General features: G+C 56.2%; 17 protein-coding genes. 9 read left to right on the top strand and 8 right to left on the bottom strand.

Translation table 11 applies throughout. The features are described 5' to 3' along the window. The 5 genes from dnaE to tilS form a co-directional block, all read left to right on the top strand. Window positions 1-1,710, top strand: a 1,710-nt coding sequence (dnaE, locus tag JO226_RS01400) for a DNA polymerase III subunit alpha (protein ID WP_293481738.1), incomplete at its 5' end; no start/stop codon positions are given. Window positions 1,711-1,722: 12 nt separating this feature from the next. Next, window positions 1,723-2,682 (top strand): acetyl-CoA carboxylase carboxyl transferase subunit alpha, encoded by a 960-nt coding sequence (gene accA, locus JO226_RS01395; RefSeq protein ID WP_293481736.1) that lies wholly within the window; start codon window positions 1,723-1,725, stop codon window positions 2,680-2,682. Between the two features lie 100 nt (window positions 2,683-2,782). Beyond that, window positions 2,783-4,921 (top strand): lysine decarboxylase LdcC, encoded by a 2,139-nt coding sequence (locus tag JO226_RS01390; RefSeq protein WP_293481734.1) that lies wholly within the window; start codon window positions 2,783-2,785, stop codon window positions 4,919-4,921. 58 nt (window positions 4,922-4,979) lie between these two features. Next, window positions 4,980-5,372: a VOC family protein gene (locus JO226_RS01385; protein WP_293481733.1), complete on the top strand. Its 393-nt coding sequence runs from the start codon at window positions 4,980-4,982 to the stop codon at window positions 5,370-5,372. Next, entirely contained in the window at window positions 5,369-6,679 is a 1,311-nt protein-coding gene (gene tilS / locus JO226_RS01380; protein ID WP_293481731.1) for a tRNA lysidine(34) synthetase TilS, read from the top strand. The genes JO226_RS01385 and tilS overlap by 4 nt, the downstream gene beginning before the upstream one ends. A 16-nt stretch (window positions 6,680-6,695) precedes the next feature. Here tilS and rof read toward each other — a convergent pair whose 3' ends face one another. Together rof and JO226_RS01370 are read right to left on the bottom strand one after the other, a co-directional pair. Further along, window positions 6,696-6,956: a Rho-binding antiterminator gene (rof, locus tag JO226_RS01375; RefSeq protein ID WP_293481729.1), complete on the bottom strand. Its 261-nt coding sequence runs from the start codon at window positions 6,954-6,956 to the stop codon at window positions 6,696-6,698. Next, complete coding sequence (locus JO226_RS01370) at window positions 6,943-7,143, bottom strand: YaeP family protein (protein ID WP_293481727.1); 201 nt, start codon at window positions 7,141-7,143, stop codon at window positions 6,943-6,945. The genes rof and JO226_RS01370 overlap by 14 nt, the downstream gene beginning before the upstream one ends. A gap of 194 nt (window positions 7,144-7,337) precedes the next feature. On the opposite strand from JO226_RS01370, the gene JO226_RS01365 reads away from it, so the two are divergent. Genes JO226_RS01365 through nlpE form a run of 3 tightly spaced genes read left to right on the top strand, consistent with a single transcriptional unit; the run spans window position 7,338 to window position 9,031 of the window. After that, window positions 7,338-7,883, top strand: coding sequence for a YaeQ family protein (locus JO226_RS01365; protein WP_293481725.1), 546 nt, complete (start codon window positions 7,338-7,340; stop codon window positions 7,881-7,883). Continuing rightward, the gene (gene arfB / locus JO226_RS01360; protein ID WP_293481723.1) at window positions 7,880-8,302 is read left to right on the top strand and encodes an alternative ribosome rescue aminoacyl-tRNA hydrolase ArfB; all 423 of its coding nucleotides are present in this window, start codon (window positions 7,880-7,882) and stop codon (window positions 8,300-8,302) included. The genes JO226_RS01365 and arfB overlap by 4 nt, the downstream gene beginning before the upstream one ends. A gap of 30 nt (window positions 8,303-8,332) precedes the next feature. Beyond that, a complete protein-coding gene (nlpE, locus tag JO226_RS01355; RefSeq protein ID WP_293481721.1) occupies window positions 8,333-9,031 on the top strand; it encodes an envelope stress response activation lipoprotein NlpE in 699 nt (232 codons plus the stop codon). 55 nt (window positions 9,032-9,086) lie between these two features. Here nlpE and proS read toward each other — a convergent pair whose 3' ends face one another. The 6 genes from proS to metN form a co-directional block, all read right to left on the bottom strand. Then, window positions 9,087-10,805, bottom strand: a complete 1,719-nt coding sequence (proS, locus tag JO226_RS01350; protein WP_293481719.1) for a proline--tRNA ligase — start codon at window positions 10,803-10,805, stop codon at window positions 9,087-9,089. Window positions 10,806-10,916: 111 nt separating this feature from the next. Continuing rightward, window positions 10,917-11,624, bottom strand: a complete 708-nt coding sequence (gene tsaA / locus JO226_RS01345) for a tRNA (N6-threonylcarbamoyladenosine(37)-N6)-methyltransferase TrmO (RefSeq protein WP_293481717.1) — start codon at window positions 11,622-11,624, stop codon at window positions 10,917-10,919. Next, window positions 11,621-12,025, bottom strand: a complete 405-nt coding sequence (rcsF, locus tag JO226_RS01340; protein WP_293481715.1) for an Rcs stress response system protein RcsF — start codon at window positions 12,023-12,025, stop codon at window positions 11,621-11,623. The genes tsaA and rcsF overlap by 4 nt, the downstream gene beginning before the upstream one ends. A 106-nt stretch (window positions 12,026-12,131) precedes the next feature. Continuing rightward, the gene (metQ, locus tag JO226_RS01335) at window positions 12,132-12,947 is read right to left on the bottom strand and encodes a methionine ABC transporter substrate-binding lipoprotein MetQ (RefSeq protein ID WP_293481713.1); all 816 of its coding nucleotides are present in this window, start codon (window positions 12,945-12,947) and stop codon (window positions 12,132-12,134) included. Between the two features lie 43 nt (window positions 12,948-12,990). Then, window positions 12,991-13,644 carry a methionine ABC transporter permease MetI gene (locus tag JO226_RS01330; RefSeq protein WP_293481711.1) on the bottom strand — a complete coding sequence of 218 codons (654 nt, stop codon included), beginning with the start codon at window positions 13,642-13,644 and terminating at the stop codon, window positions 12,991-12,993. After that, a complete protein-coding gene (metN, locus tag JO226_RS01325; protein ID WP_293481709.1) occupies window positions 13,637-14,668 on the bottom strand; it encodes a methionine ABC transporter ATP-binding protein MetN in 1,032 nt (343 codons plus the stop codon). Before metN ends, JO226_RS01330 begins: the two co-directional genes overlap by 8 nt. Before the next feature lie 189 nt (window positions 14,669-14,857). Here metN and gmhB point away from each other — a divergent pair, with 189 nt between their 5' ends. Continuing rightward, window positions 14,858-15,430: a D-glycero-beta-D-manno-heptose 1,7-bisphosphate 7-phosphatase gene (gmhB, locus tag JO226_RS01320; RefSeq protein ID WP_293481707.1), complete on the top strand. Its 573-nt coding sequence runs from the start codon at window positions 14,858-14,860 to the stop codon at window positions 15,428-15,430. The last annotated feature ends 298 nt before the right edge of the window (window positions 15,431-15,728 follow it).

Genomic DNA, 15,728 nt, shown 5'->3' with positions numbered 1-15,728 from the left:
GACGACAAGAAAAGCTTCGACATGCTGCAGCGCTCGGAAACCACGGCGGTATTCCAGCTTGAATCGCGCGGCATGAAGGACCTCATCAAGCGTCTGCAGCCTGACTGCTTCGAAGATATGATTGCCCTGGTGGCCCTGTTCCGTCCGGGGCCGTTGCAGTCGGGGATGGTGGATAACTTTATCGACCGTAAGCACGGCCGCGAAGAGATTTCCTACCCGGACGTCGAGTGGCAGCATGAAAGCCTGAAACCGGTGCTGGAGCCGACCTACGGCATTATCCTGTACCAGGAACAGGTTATGCAGATTGCCCAGGTGCTGTCCGGCTATACCCTTGGCGGCGCAGATATGCTGCGTCGCGCAATGGGTAAGAAAAAGCCGGAAGAGATGGCCAAGCAGCGCGGCACCTTCGAAGAGGGCGCGAAGAAAAACGGCGTTGACGGCGAGCTGGCGATGAAAATCTTCGACCTGGTGGAGAAATTCGCCGGTTACGGCTTTAACAAATCGCACTCCGCAGCCTACGCGCTGGTCTCCTATCAGACGCTGTGGCTGAAGGCGCACTATCCGGCCGAATTTATGGCGGCGGTGATGACCGCCGATATGGATAACACCGAAAAAGTGGTTGGCCTGGTGGACGAATGCTGGCGTATGGGGCTTAAAATCCTGCCGCCGGATATCAACTCGGGCCTGTACCATTTCCACGTTAACGACGACGGGGAAATCGTTTACGGCATCGGCGCGATTAAGGGCGTCGGCGAAGGGCCGATTGAAGCTATCATTGAGGCGCGCAACAACGGCGGCTACTTCCGTGAGCTGTTTGACCTCTGCGCCCGTACCGACACCAAAAAGCTTAACCGCCGGGTGCTGGAAAAGCTGATTATGTCAGGCGCGTTCGACAGGCTGGGGCCGCACCGCGCCGCGCTGATGAACTCGCTTGGCGATGCGCTGAAAGCGGCCGACCAACACGCGAAGGCTGAAGCCATCGGCCAGGCGGATATGTTCGGCGTGCTGGCGGAAGAGCCAGAGCAAATTGAGCAGTCCTACGCCAGCTGCCTGCCGTGGCCGGAACAGGTTGTGCTGGACGGTGAGCGGGAAACGCTGGGGTTGTATCTGACCGGCCACCCGATCACCCAGTATCTGAAAGAGATCGAGCGTTACGTCGGCGGCGTAAGGCTTAAAGACATGCACCCGACCGATCGTGGTAAAGTGACCACAGCGGCGGGTCTGGTGATTGCCGCGCGGGTAATGGTCACCAAGCGCGGTAATCGTATCGGCATCTGTACGCTGGATGACCGTTCCGGGCGTCTGGAGGTGATGTTATTCACCGAGGCGCTGGATAAATATCAGCAATTGCTGGAAAAAGACCGCATACTTATCGTCAGCGGACAGGTCAGCTTTGATGACTTCAGCGGGGGTCTTAAAATGATGGCTCGCGAAGTGATGGATATTGACGAAGCCCGGGAAAAATATGCTCGCGGGCTTGCTATCTCGCTGACGGACAGGCAAATTGATGACCAGCTTTTAAACCGTCTCCGTCAGTCTCTGGAACCCCACCGTTCGGGGACCATTCCAGTACATCTCTACTATCAGAGGGCGGATGCACGCGCGCGGTTGCGTTTTGGTGCAACCTGGCGCGTCTCTCCGAGCGATCGTCTTCTCAACGATCTGCGTGGCCTCATCGGTTCGGAGCAGGTGGAACTGGAGTTTGACTAATACAGGAATACTATGAGTCTGAATTTCCTTGATTTTGAACAGCCAATTGCAGAGCTGGAAGCGAAAATCGATTCCCTGACTGCCGTTGGCCGTCAGGATGAAAAACTGGATATTAACATCGACGAAGAAGTTCATCGTCTGCGCGAAAAGAGCGTTGAGCTGACGCGTAAAATCTTCGCCGATCTCGGTGCATGGCAGGTAGCCCAGTTGGCTCGCCACCCGCTGCGCCCGTACACCCTGGATTATGTCCGCCTGGCGTTCGACGAGTTTGACGAACTGGCCGGTGACCGCGCTTATGCTGATGATAAAGCTATCGTTGGCGGTATTGCTCGTCTGGATGGTCGTCCGGTGATGGTGATTGGCCACCAGAAAGGCCGTGAAACCAAAGAGAAGATCCGTCGTAACTTCGGTATGCCGGCGCCGGAAGGCTACCGCAAAGCGCTGCGTCTGATGGAAATGGCGGAACGCTTCAATATGCCGATCATTACCTTCATCGACACACCGGGCGCGTATCCGGGCGTGGGCGCGGAAGAGCGCGGTCAGTCAGAAGCCATTGCCCGTAACCTGCGTGAAATGTCGCGTCTGAGCGTGCCGGTTATCTGTACCGTGATCGGTGAAGGCGGCTCCGGCGGCGCGCTGGCCATCGGTGTTGGCGACAAAGTGAACATGCTGCAGTACAGTACTTATTCCGTTATTTCGCCGGAAGGCTGCGCCTCCATTCTGTGGAAGAGTGCGGATAAAGCGCCGCTGGCGGCGGAAGCCATGGGCATTATCGCGCCGCGCCTGAAAGAGCTGAAGCTTATCGACTCCGTGATCCCGGAACCGCTGGGTGGCGCCCACCGTAATCCGGAAGTGATGGCGGCAAGTCTGAAGGCGCAGCTGCTGGCGGACCTCGCGGACCTGGACGTGCTGAGCAAAGACGATCTGCTGAACCGTCGCTATCAGCGTCTGATGGGCTATGGCTACGCGTAAGCCTGCCGCTTATCGGAGGAAAGCCACACATTGTGTGGCTTTTTTTATACCTGCGGTTTAGCTGCGCTATGATTAGCTAAAGTTTTTCCAGGAGGAACGCGTGAAGATTATCGCCATCATGGGGCCGCATGGGGCCTGGCACAAAGACCAGCCCGTCAAGGAGCTGGAAGCCGCGCTGTTACAGCGGGGGTTCAAAATCATCTGGCCGCAGAACAGCGCCGATCTGATCAAATTCGTTGAGCAGAACCCGCGCATTTGCGGCATTATTTTTGACTGGGACGAGTATGGCGTTGAACTGTGCAGTGACATAAACCAGCTCAACGAATACCTGCCGCTGTATGCCTTTATCAACACCCACTCGACGCTTGACGTCAGCGTGTACGACCTGCGCATGGCGCTATGGTTTTTTGAGTACGCGCTGGGGACGGCGGAAGACATTGCCACCCGTATCGGCCAGTACACGCGGGAATATCTCGACAACATCACGCCGCCTTTCACCCGGGCGCTGTTCAGCTACGTGAAAGAGGGCAAATATACCTTCTGCACGCCGGGGCATATGGCGGGTACGGCCTATCAGAAAAGCCCGGTTGGGTGCCTGTTTTATGATTTTTTCGGTGGGAATACGCTGAAGGCGGATGTGTCCATTTCGGTGACGGAATTGGGTTCGCTGCTCGATCATAGCGGCCCGCACCTGGAAGCCGAGGAGTATATCGCCCGCACCTTCGGCGCAGAGCAGAGCTATATGGTGACTAACGGCACGTCGACGTCGAATAAAATCGTCGGCATGTATGCGGCGCCCGTCGGCAGTACGCTGCTTATCGATCGCAACTGCCATAAGTCGTTAGCGCACCTGCTAATGATGAGCGATGTCGTCCCCCTGTGGCTGAAGCCTACGCGTAACGCGCTCGGCATTCTGGGCGGGATCCCGCGTCGGGAGTTCAGTCATGAGAGCATTCAGCAGAAGGTGGAGGCGACGCAAGGCGCTCAGTGGCCCGTTCATGCAGTCATCACCAACTCGACCTACGACGGCCTGCTGTACAACACCACGTGGATTAAAGAAACCCTGGACGTTCCCTCTATCCATTTTGATTCCGCCTGGGTGCCTTACACCCAGTTTCACCCGATTTATGAGGGGAAAAGCGGCATGAGCGGGGAGCGGGTGCCGGGGAAAGTGTTCTTTGAAACCCAGTCGACCCACAAAATGCTGGCGGCGTTATCTCAGGCCTCGTTGATACACATTAAAGGCGACTACGACGAAGAGACCTTCAATGAAGCCTTTATGATGCACACCACGACCTCGCCGAGCTACCCGATCGTCGCGTCTATCGAAACGGCGGCGGCGATGCTGCGCGGCAACCCCGGAAAGCGGTTGATCAACCGTTCCGTGGAGCGGGCGCTGCATTTTCGCAAGGAGGTACAGCGTCTGCACGAGGAATCTGACGGTTGGTTCTTCGATATCTGGCAGCCGGAAACGGTAGAGCATGCGGAGTGCTGGCCGGTGGCGCCGGGAGAAGCGTGGCACGGCTTTAGCGACGCCGATACCGATCATATGTTCCTCGACCCTGTGAAGGTAACTATCCTCACGCCGGGGATGGACGAACAGGGCGTGATGAGCGAAGAGGGGATCCCGGCGGCGCTGGTGGCCAAATTTCTCGACGAGCGTGGTGTGGTGGTGGAAAAAACCGGGCCGTATAACCTGTTGTTCCTGTTCAGCATCGGTATCGATAAAACCCGTGCGATGAGCCTGCTGCGCGGCTTAACCGAATTTAAGCGCGCCTTTGATCTCAATCTGCGGGTGAAGAATATGCTGCCGGATCTGTACGCGGAGGATCCTGACTTCTACCGCAACATGCGTATTCAGGATCTGGCCCAGGGGATCCACAAGCTGATTTGTCAGCACCAGCTTTCCCACCTGATGCTGCGGGCATTCGACGTGTTGCCTGAGATGAAGATGACGCCTCATCAGGCCTGGCAGCGCCAGATCAAAGGCGAGGTTGAGACGGTTGAATTAGAACGGCTGGTCGGGCGAGTTTCTGCCAACATGATCCTGCCGTATCCACCCGGCGTGCCGTTGCTGATGCCCGGCGAGATGATCACCGAGGAGAGCCGGGCGGTACTCGATTTTCTGCTTATGCTGTGCTCCATCGGCCGCCATTACCCGGGATTTGAAACGGATATTCATGGCGCGAAGCGCGGCGACGACGGCATCTACAGAGTACGTGTCTTAAAAGGTGCGTGAGGACTTGCGCAGGCTGCCCTTGCGAGAGTAACGTGCTGTCCTGCCTGAAGGAGGATACATGCTGGGTTTAAAACAGATTCACCATATCGCCATCATCGCCAGCGACTACGCGAAGAGTAAGGCGTTCTACTGCGACATTCTGGGGTTTACCCTGCAAAGCGAAGTTTATCGCGAAGCGCGGGATTCGTGGAAGGGCGACCTGGCGCTGAACGGGCAGTATACTATCGAACTGTTCTCCTTTCCCTTTCCGCCCCCCAGGCCGACGCGTCCGGAATCCTGCGGCCTGCGCCATCTGGCGTTTAGCGTGGAGGAGATCGAGGCGGCGGTCAGGCATCTGGAAGGTCATGGCGTGAAGTGCGAGGCGATTCGCATCGATCCGTTCACTCAAAAGTCATTTACCTTTTTTAACGATCCGGACGGTCTGCCGCTGGAGTTGTATCAACAGTCATGAATGTAACCTCACTGCCTGCCGTCGGGCGCCTGCAGCCGTATCGCCAGATCCTCGTGGCGTTCAGCGGCGGGCTGGACTCGACGGTCTTACTCCATCAACTGGTGTGCTGGCGGCAATCTGCGCCGGATATCCAACTGCGCGCCATCCATGTGCATCATGGCTTAAGCCCGAATGCGGATGACTGGGTGCGTCACTGCCAGCAGCTTTGCGCGCAGTGGCAGGTTCCGCTGGCGGTGGTGCGGGTAACGCTTGCCGATGACGGTCTGGGGATTGAAGCCCATGCCCGGCAAGCGCGCTATGACGCGTTCCGCGACGCCCTGCAACCCGGAGAGGTGCTGGCGACAGCTCAGCATCTTGACGATCAATCCGAGACGCTGCTGCTGGCTTTAAAGCGCGGCAGCGGGCCTGCCGGGCTGTCGGCGATGCCTGCCGTGGCACCTTTTGCCGGTACGCGGCTTATCCGTCCGCTGCTGGAGATGTCGCGCGAATCGCTGATGCAGTGGGCAAGGCAGCATCAGCTGCGCTGGATTGAGGATGAAAGCAACCAGGATGACGCTTACGAGCGTAATTTTCTGCGCTTGCGGGTGCTGCCGCTGCTGAAAGCGCGTTGGCCGCATTTTGCCGAGGCCTCGGCGCGCAGTGCGGCGCTGTGTGCTGAACAGGAACAACTGCTGGACGAGCTGCTGGCGGATGACCTTGCGCGCCTGACGGGCGACGAAGGTCAGTTGGCGATGACCCCGATGATGGACATGAGCGAGCCGCGCCGCGCCGCGCTGTTGCGCCGCTGGCTGGCGCAACGCGGCGCGTTGATGCCGTCGCGCGACATGACCGCGCGAATCTGGCAGGAGGTTGCCCTGGCGCGGGAAGATGCCTCGCCGGTACTGCGGCTGGGCGCGTTTGAGGTGCGACGCTATCAGCAGCAGCTCTGGTGGATCAAAACGTTACCGGCGCTGCCGGACACGCCGCTTCGCTGGGATGACATGCGTTTGCCGCTGCCGCTACCCGAAGGGCATGGCGTGCTACAGCTCGTTGAAGGGCAGACGCTGCGCCGACCGCGGCCGGATGAGACGGTCACGATCCGCTATGCCGCGCCGGGGCTGCTGCACATCGTCGGGCGCCACGGCGGACGTAAGCTGAAAAAAATCTGGCAGGAGATGGGGGTGGCTCCCTGGCTTCGCGACACGACACCGCTGCTGTTCTTCGGTGAAACGCTGATTGCCGCCGCAGGGCGGTTTGTCACGCTTGAAGGGCAATGCGGGGAAGGGGAGACGGGGTTAACGCTGCTCTGGCATAAAAACGGGCAGTGACACTGCCCGTTTTTGTTTACGACTCGCTGACCACTACAGTCCCGATTTCCGGGTGACTGAAGCTTGCAATTTTGTCGAGACGCAGTTCGCGGTTTTGACCAGAGGCTTCAACCACTAAATATTCGACGTTCTTTCGTGAGACCAGATCGCTGGCTTTCGCTTTCAGCACTTCGCCATCCTTCAGCGTCAGCGTCAGGACAAGGTGATGCTGGCAGGCGAGCTCGAGATTGTCATAGTCATCACAGTTGATGGGTTTATAAGTATCATTCATCGACATAATCGCTCACCAGTAAGTTTGCCGCCGCATAGGCCGCTTTTTCTCTGACCGACTCTGAAATCGCGTCATCAGCCGCCACTTCATTCAATACTTTTAGCACACAACCCAGCGCATCCGGGATATACCCTAAGTCTCCGCTGGCAATTTCCGCATACCGCTTGCGTATTAACTCACAATATTTTTCCACATGCCCTCCTGTCAGTGTTCTGACTTAACTGTGGGATGCAAGTTTAAGCCTACGAAGATAAACTCTGTTTAGCAAGGTGACTATATCATACTCCTAAGCAATATCAGCAGGATGAGAATTGATACTGCGATTTCATAAAAGCCTTTTGCCGCAGGTTTAGTTACACTATCGGCCCTTTTTTCGGGAGTAAAATCATGGCGCTTAAAGCGACAATTTATAAGGCGGCGGTCAATGTGGCGGATTTGGATCGCAACCAGTTTCTGGATGCCAGCCTGACGCTGGCTCGCCATCCCTCCGAAACCGAAGAGCGCATGATGCTGCGGTTGCTGGCGTGGATTAAGTATGCCGATGAACGTCTGCAGTTCACCCGCGGCCTGAGCGCCGACGAAGAGCCTGAGCTGTGGCAGCTTAACGATCATCTCGGCATCGATCTGTGGATAGAGCTGGGTCTGCCTGATGAGCGCAGGATTAAAAAAGCCTGTTCCCGCTCGCGGGATGTGGCGTTGTTTACCTACAACAGCCGGGCGGCGGAGATCTGGTGGCAGCAGAACCAGTCGGCGATGGGCGCGTTTGCCAATCTCAGCATCTGGTATCTGGACGATGGACAACTGACGCAGCTGCGTGAATTTGCCGCCCGTAACATGACGCTTCAGGCCACACTGCAGGAAGGCACAATCTGGTTATCCGATGATCGGAATAATCTGGAAATTCATCTGACGGCCTGGCAACAGCCCGGATGATCGTGATTTCTCGCGGCGTCATTCTGGCGGACGATGAGGTCGAGATCACCGCGATCAGGGCGCAAGGGGCGGGGGGACAGCACGTCAATAAGACGTCGACAGCTATCCATCTGCGTTTTGATATTCGCGCGTCGAGCCTGCCTGAGGACTATAAGACGCGGCTCCTTGCGGCCAGCCACCACTTAATTTCTGCCGATGGTGTGATTATCATAAAGGCGCAGGAATATCGTAGCCAGGATATGAACCGCGAGGCGGCGCTGGCTCGTCTGGTGTCGGTGATACAAACGTTGACCACAGTGCAGAAGCATCGTAAAGCGACGCGTCCGACCAAAGCGTCAAAAGAGCGCAGGCTGACGTCAAAGTCGCAAAAGTCGTCGGTAAAAGCGCTGCGGGGGAAGGTCCGTCATTCCGGTGAATAGCGGGCAGTACTAACAGATAAGGACAGTAGGGTGAAAAAGGTTTTATTAGCGATTGCGGCAATGGGGATGCTGGCGGCATTACCCGGTTGTAATCATCGTTCAGATGAGCAGGCCTTACCGGTTGGGGCGTCTGAAACCTTAGCGCCGATGCAGCAGAGCTGGCGCGGCATTTTGCCATGCGCGGATTGTGAAGGTATTGAAACGTCGCTGTTTCTGGCAAAAGACGGCACCTGGGTGATGAATGAGCGCTATCAGGGCGTAACGAAAGGGCCTTCATCGTTTGCCTCTTATGGCACCTGGGCCCGTACCGCCGAGAAACTGGTATTGACCGATAGCAAAGGTGAGAAATCGTACTATCGGGCAAAAGGCGACAAGCTGGAAATGCTGGATCGCGAAGGCAACCCCATTACCTCAACGCTGAACTATACGCTGGAACCGGTCAAAGCCAGCCTGCCGCTCACCCCGATGGCGATGCGCGGTATGTATTTCTATATGGCGGATGCGGCCATCTTCACCGATTGCGCGACCGGTAAGCGCGTTGCGGTAGCGAACAATGCCCAGCTTGAGCGCGATTATGCGGCAGCCCGCGGCAGCGAAACAAAACCAGTACTGCTGGTGGTGGAAGGACACTTCACGCTGGAGCCGAACCCGGATAGCGGTGAGATGATAAAAACGCTGGCGGTCGATCGTGATGCGAAATTTATCCCCGGTAAGAGCTGCAGCAACTAACCTTTGCCGCAAATAAAAAGCCTCGCAGATGCGAGGCTTTTTATGGTCAGCAAATTCAGCCTTTGATGGCTTTAACCAGGTAATCCAGAATCTCGCCGGTTTTGATCAGCTGCTTGTCGCCGTTACGACGGTATTTGTATTCGATATCGTCGTTGTCGAGGTTGCGGTCGCCAATAACCACGGTGTGCGGAATACCGATGAGCTCCATATCGGCGAACATCACTCCCGGGCGCTCTTTACGGTCATCCATCAGCACTTCAATACCCTGCGCGCGCAGCTCGGCGTACAGTTTTTCCGCCAGCTCCTGCACACGGTAGGACTTGTGCATGTTCATCGGCAGAATCGCGACCTGGAACGGTGCGATGGCGTCAGGCCATACGATACCGCGTTCGTCATAGTTCTGCTCAATGGCAGCAGCTACCACACGCGTCACCCCGATGCCGTAGCAGCCCATGGTCAGGATCTGGTTACGTCCATCTTCGCCCTGAACGGCCGCGTTCATCGCCTGGGAGTACTTGGTGCCCAACTGGAAGATGTGGCCAACTTCGATACCGCGTTTGATCATCAGGGTGCCCTGACCGTCCGGGCTCGGGTCGCCTGCCACTACGTTGCGGATATCGGCGACTTCCGGGGTGGCGACGTCGCGATCCCAGTTGATACCGAAGTAGTGTTTCCCGTCAACGTTAGCGCCTGCGGCGAAATCGCTCATCGCGGCAACGGTGCGGTCAATGACGACCGGGATCGGCATGTTGACCGGGCCCAGAGAGCCAGGACCTGCATTCACGACTGCGCGGATTTCTTCTTCGGTAGCGAAGGTCAGCGGGCTGGCTACCTGCGGCAGTTTTTCCGCTTTGACTTCGTTCAGTTCGTGATCGCCGCGCACCAGCAGGGCAACCAGCGGATACGCGCTGTCTTCTACCGCTTTCACCAGCAGGGTTTTCACTGTTTTCTCAACCGGCAGATTGAATTGCTCGACCAGCTCAGCGATGGTTTTTGCGTTCGGCGTATCAACCAGCGTCATCTCTTCCGTTGCGGCGGCGCGCGGCGCGGATGGCGCCAGGGCTTCGGCAAACTCGATGTTGGCGGCGTAATCAGAGGTATCGGAGAAGATAACGTCATCTTCGCCGCTCTGCGCCAGCACCTGGAATTCGTGAGACGCGCTACCGCCGATAGAGCCGGTGTCAGCCTGAACAGCGCGGAAATCCAGCCCCATACGGGAGAAGATCTTGCTGTAAGCGTCGTACATCTTGTCGTAGGTTTCCTGCAGAGATTCCTGAGACGTATGGAAAGAGTACGCATCCTTCATCAGGAATTCGCGGGAGCGCATGACGCCAAAGCGCGGGCGCACTTCGTCACGGAACTTGGTCTGGATCTGGTAGAAGTTCAGCGGCAGCTGCTTATAAGAGTTCAGCTCATTACGAATGAGGTCGGTAATGACCTCCTCATGGGTTGGGCCGAGCACGAACGGGCGATCGCCACGATCGACAAAGCGCAGCAGTTCCGGGCCGTACTGTTCCCAGCGACCGCTCTCTTGCCACAGGTCAGCAGGCTGCACCACCGGCATAGACACCTCGATAGCACCGGCGTTGTTCATCTCTTCACGCACGATGTTTTCGACTTTTTTCAGGACGCGCAGGCCGGTCGGCAGCCAGGTGTATAACCCGGAGGCCAGCTTGCGGATCATCCCGGCGCGCAGCATCAGCTGGTGGCTGATGACTTCGGCGTCGGCAGGCGTCTCCTTCAGAGTGGAGAGCAGATATTGGCTAGTACGCATGTTGTTACGGTTCCATTTCGACGATCGGAACAGGCTCTGCACGAGCCTGATTCAAAAAAAGTGGTTTAGTTTATCAGCCTGGCAGGGTTGCCAAAAGAGAGGAAAATAAAATTAGCGCGGTTCTAGCGCAAAGACTTCAAACCCGGCGTCGGTAACGCGCCAGCGAACGTTGAAATCCAGCAGCCAGACGGCGTACGTTTTTCCTGCTTCCTCTTCTTTGCGATAGGCCGGGCGCGGGTCCTGCGCCAGTACCTCAACGATAAAATCCCTGAGGCGGGGATAGTGTCTTTCCAGCTGTTGAAGCTGCGACAGCAGGGCTGCTGCAAAATAAACCGGCATAGTGGCCTGCGGCGCAAGCTGCGCGTAGCTGGCTTTCGCTTCCGGCAGCGCTTCGGCAAACGGCAGATAGGGTTTGATATCGACGACCGGTGTGCCGTCAACAAGATCGAGGCTGCCGAGCTCCAGCACGACGCTCTCTTTCTGGCAGCGAATCCCTTTCAGCTCGACGAGCGACATCCCGACGGGGTTTGGGCGAAATGTGGAGCGCGTAGCAAACACGCCCATTCTGGCATTACCGCCCAGACGGGGAGGGCGCACCGTGGGGCGCCAACCGCCTTCCATGGTCTGGTGGAAGATAAACAGCACCCACAGATGGCTGAATGCTTCAAGACCGCGTACGGCATCAGGCTGGTTGTACGGGGGAATGAAGTGAAGTTCGCCGCCACAGCTTTTGACGAGCCCGGGCTGTCGCGGTACGGCAAACTTCTCTTTATAAGGTGAGCGGATAACGCCTATTTGCTCAACGCTAAATGCGGTCATTTCGCGGAGACGTTAAGCGCAGATCCAATGCACACGGCCTGGCGGTAGCAGCCTGGCGTTCCACTGGTCACTTCGCAGCTGTGTAGCAGGACGGCGTTAGCCTTCATTTTGGCCGCGTTAATCTGCAGGCGTTTGCGCGCGGTAGGGATGTTCGGCGGAGAATCCTGGTTTGAGGCCTGGCAGGATTCGCCCGTGACTTCACCGAGATCGCGGAACGGTTTGCCGACTAAGTCTTCTGCATTGGTATAGATGCGTACCGGTGCCGGACGTGGCGGCTTCGGCTTTGTCGGCTCAGGCGCAGGAGGCGTAGTTGTGCTTTGTACGGGTTCGACAGGGGATCTGTTTAGCATCGAACAGCCGCTCAGCGCGAATGCTAATAAACAGATCGGTAAAGCACGCATAATATTTCCTCAAGCAATATAAAATCAGGTAGTCATTGAATCAGCAGATTGCATAAATGACAAGACGGGCAAAAGCCCGTCCTGATGATATTACGTTGTAAAAAGATTACCAGCCTTTAACAGCACCGCCGTTGAAGATCTTGTTCGCCGCTTCGTAAACTTCGTCAGACTGGTAGGCCTGCACGAATTTCTTCACGTTTTCTGCGTCTTTGTTATCTTCGCGCGCAACGATCAGGTTTACATACGGGGAATCTTTATCTTCTACGAAGATACCGTCTTTCGCAGGCGTCAGACCAATCTGGCTTGCATAGGTGGTGTTGATAACCGCCAGGGCAATCTGCGCATCGTCCAGAGAACGCGGCAGCTGCGGCGCTTCCAGCTCAACAATCTTCAGGTTCTTCGGGTTCTCGGTCACGTCCAGAACGGTCGGCAGCAGGCCAACGTCATCTTTCAGCTTGATAAGACCCACTTTCTGCAGCAGCAGCAGGGTGCGGCCGAGGTTGGTCGGATCGTTAGGAACCGCGACCTGGGAGCCTGGCTGCAGTTCATCCAGCGATTTGATTTTTTTGGAGTAGCCGGCAATCGGGTAAACAAACGTGTTGCCGACCGATACCAGTTTGTAGCCGCGATCTTTGATCTGCTGATCCAGATACGGTTTGTGCTGGAAGGCATTGGCGTCAATATCGCCTTTGCTCAGGGCTTCGTTTGGCAGAACGTAATCGTTGAAGGTCACCAGCTCAACGTCCAGGCCGTATTTCTCTTTCGCCACTTTCTGCGCGACCTCAGCAACCTGCTGCTCTGCGCCAACGATCACGCCGACTTTAATGTGGTTCGGATCTTTTTCATCCTGACCGCAACCCACCAGTGCCAGAGAACCAATCAGAGCACCCACTGCCGCAAAGGTTTTAAAATTGAACGTCATAGTGTTTCCTTAACTCTTTGAGTTGTATGTGTTGTGTGTAACGTTATTTATGAGTGACAGTCCGGACGATGCGATCGCCGCAGAATTGAATTAAATAAACCAGAACGACCAGCAATACCAGAACCGTATTCATTACCGTGGCGTTATAGCCAATGTAACCGTACTGATAGCCAATCTGTCCCAAACCGCCCGCGCCGACTGCGCCGCCCATCGCGGAGTAACCCACCAGAGTAATCAGCGTAATGGTGGCGGCGTTCACCAGACCCGGCAACGCTTCCGGCAGCAGCACTTTACGGACGATCTGCATCGGCGTTGCGCCCATCGCACGGGAGGCCTCAATCAGGCCGGTAGGGATTTCCAGCAGGGCGTTTTCCACCATGCGGGCGATAAACGGCGCGGCGCCTACGGTCAGCGGAACGATAGCAGCCTGAAGACCGATCGAGGTTCCGACGATCACGCGAGTAAAAGGAATCATCCATACCAGCAGAATAATGAATGGAATGGAGCGGAAAATATTCACCAGCGCGGACAGCATGCGATAGAGTTTCGCATTTTCAATGATTTGCCCAGGACGGGTAACGTACAGCAGCACGCCGACCGGCAGGCCCAGGACAAAACCGAAGAAACCGGACACAAAGGTCATCGCCAGCGTTTCCCATACGCCGCGCGCCAGTAACCACATCATCGCCTCAGACATAACCCAGTACCTCTACTTTCACATGGTGTTCCTGCAGCCAGGCAATGGCGGCTTGCGTATCGTCGTGTGTTCCGTGCATTTCCGTCAGCATAATGCCGAACTTCACGCCGCCGGCGTAATCCATCTGCGCGCTGATGATGTTGTTGTTAACATTAAAGCGGCGCGCGGTTTCTGAAAGCAACGGCGCATCAACGGACTGGCCAGTGAATTCCATACGCAGCATCGGGACGCTGTCGGTGTGCTGGTCCGGCTTGAGGCGCGCAAGGTAATCTTCCGGGATATCCAGATGCAGCGTGGCCTGAATAAACTGTTGTGCCAGCGGCGTTTTCGGGTGAGAAAACACTTCGCTCACCGTATCTTGCTCAATCAACTGACCGTTGCTGATCACCGCCACGCAGTCGCAGATGCGCTTGACCACGTCCATTTCATGCGTAATCAGCAGAATGGTCAGGCCGAGGCGGCGGTTAATGTCTTTCAGCAGCTCGAGAATCGACCGCGTGGTGGCGGGATCCAGGGCGCTGGTGGCTTCGTCGCACAGCAGTACTTTCGGCTGGCTTGCCAGCGCACGGGCGATGGCCACGCGCTGTTTCTGCCCGCCGGACAGGTTGGCCGGATAGCTGTCGTGCTTATCCGCAAGGCCGACGAGGTCGAGCAGCTCGCTAACGCGACGTTTGATTTCTTCTTTAGGCGTGTTGTCCAGTTCCAGCGGCAGCGCCACGTTACCGAAAACGGTGCGTGATGCCAGCAGGTTAAAGTGCTGGAAAATCATGCCTATCTGACGGCGTGCTTTGGTCAGTTGGGATTCAGAAAGCGACGTCAGCTCTTGACCGTCAACCAGCACGCTGCCTTCCGTTGGGCGTTCAAGCAGGTTTACGCAGCGAATCAGCGTACTCTTACCTGCACCGGAGGCGCCAATGACGCCGTAAATTTGTCCCGCAGGCACATGCAGGCTGACGTTGTTCAGCGCCTGGATGGTTTTGTTCCCCTGCTGGAACACTTTGGTGATATTCGAAAGTTTTATCATTAGCTATTTATTATCGTATGGAGATTTGCCGTGGCATTTTCTGCTGCCCCAGACGGGTGGTAACCGTCGATGGAATGGATGTTAAGGCATCCAGACGTCTAAATCAATCCGGAGAAGCGCCAATGAGCACTTTCTTGCCGGACGAAACGTGAGATACTACGGCCACATGCCTTATTCAGGAGCACACCGGTGGCAAAGACCGTTCCCGCAATATTTCTCGATCGTGATGGCACAATTAATGTCGATCATGGTTATGTCCACGAAATTGATGAGTTTGAATTTATCGACGGCGTCATTGATGCCATGCGCGAGTTGAAAGCGATGGGGTATGCCCTGGTGCTGGTGACTAACCAGTCGGGGATTGCGCGCGGAAAATTTACCGAGGCGCAGTTTGAGACCCTGACGGAATGGATGGACTGGTCGCTGGCCGATCGCGGCGTGGACCTGGACGGCATCTATTACTGTCCGCATCATCCGCAGGGGTCTGTTGAAGAGTATCGTCAGGTGTGTGATTGCCGTAAGCCGCATCCGGGCATGTTTATTTCCGCCAGAGATTATTTGCACATTGATATGGCCGCCTCTTATATGGTGGGCGATAAAGTCGAAGATATGCAGGCGGCTGCCGCGGCGGACGTCGGTACTAAAGTGCTGGTGCGTACCGGTAAGCCCGTGACGTCTGAAGCTGAATCGGCGGCAGATTGGGTGATTAACAGCCTGGCGGACCTGCCTGCGGCTATCAAAAAGCAGAAAAAACCAGCGTAGCGATGAAAAGATGAGCGGTTGAAACAAAAATGCATTTTTCCGCTTGTCATTCCTTCTGAGCTCCCTATAATGCGCCTCCATCGACACGGCGGATGTGAATCACTTCACACAAACAGCCGGTTCGGTTGAAGAGAAAAAATCCTGAAATTCAGGGTTGACTCTGAAAGAGGAAAGCGTAATATACGCCACCTCGCAACGGTGAGCGAAAGCCGCGTTGCACTGCTCTTTAACAATTTATCAGACAATCTGTGTGGGCACTCAAAGTGACATGGATTCTTAACGTCCTCGGACGAAAAAT

Source organism: Pluralibacter sp. (genome assembly GCF_019237635.1).
In the GTDB taxonomy this organism is placed as follows: domain Bacteria; phylum Pseudomonadota; class Gammaproteobacteria; order Enterobacterales; family Enterobacteriaceae; genus Enterobacter_B.
Note: the sequence above shows the minus strand (reverse complement) of the source record. Positions and strands in the feature narration are given on the sequence as shown.

Bases quoted from the DNA above. Each gene is read 5' to 3' on its own strand.
- accA (WP_293481736.1), top strand. From the start codon at position 1,723: ATGAGTCTGAATTTCCTTGATTTTGAACAGCCAATTGCAGAGCTGGAA.
- JO226_RS01385 (WP_293481733.1), top strand. From the start codon at position 4,980: ATGCTGGGTTTAAAACAGATTCACCATATCGCCATCATCGCCAGCGAC.
- tilS (WP_293481731.1), top strand. From the start codon at position 5,369: ATGAATGTAACCTCACTGCCTGCCGTCGGGCGCCTGCAGCCGTATCGC.
- rof (WP_293481729.1), bottom strand. From the start codon at position 6,956: ATGTCGATGAATGATACTTATAAACCCATCAACTGTGATGACTATGAC.
- JO226_RS01365 (WP_293481725.1), top strand. From the start codon at position 7,338: ATGGCGCTTAAAGCGACAATTTATAAGGCGGCGGTCAATGTGGCGGAT.
- arfB (WP_293481723.1), top strand. From the start codon at position 7,880: ATGATCGTGATTTCTCGCGGCGTCATTCTGGCGGACGATGAGGTCGAG.
- proS (WP_293481719.1), bottom strand. From the start codon at position 10,805: ATGCGTACTAGCCAATATCTGCTCTCCACTCTGAAGGAGACGCCTGCC.
- tsaA (WP_293481717.1), bottom strand. From the start codon at position 11,624: ATGACCGCATTTAGCGTTGAGCAAATAGGCGTTATCCGCTCACCTTAT.
- rcsF (WP_293481715.1), bottom strand. From the start codon at position 12,025: ATGCGTGCTTTACCGATCTGTTTATTAGCATTCGCGCTGAGCGGCTGT.
- metQ (WP_293481713.1), bottom strand. From the start codon at position 12,947: ATGACGTTCAATTTTAAAACCTTTGCGGCAGTGGGTGCTCTGATTGGT.
- JO226_RS01330 (WP_293481711.1), bottom strand. From the start codon at position 13,644: ATGTCTGAGGCGATGATGTGGTTACTGGCGCGCGGCGTATGGGAAACG.
- metN (WP_293481709.1), bottom strand. From the start codon at position 14,668: ATGATAAAACTTTCGAATATCACCAAAGTGTTCCAGCAGGGGAACAAA.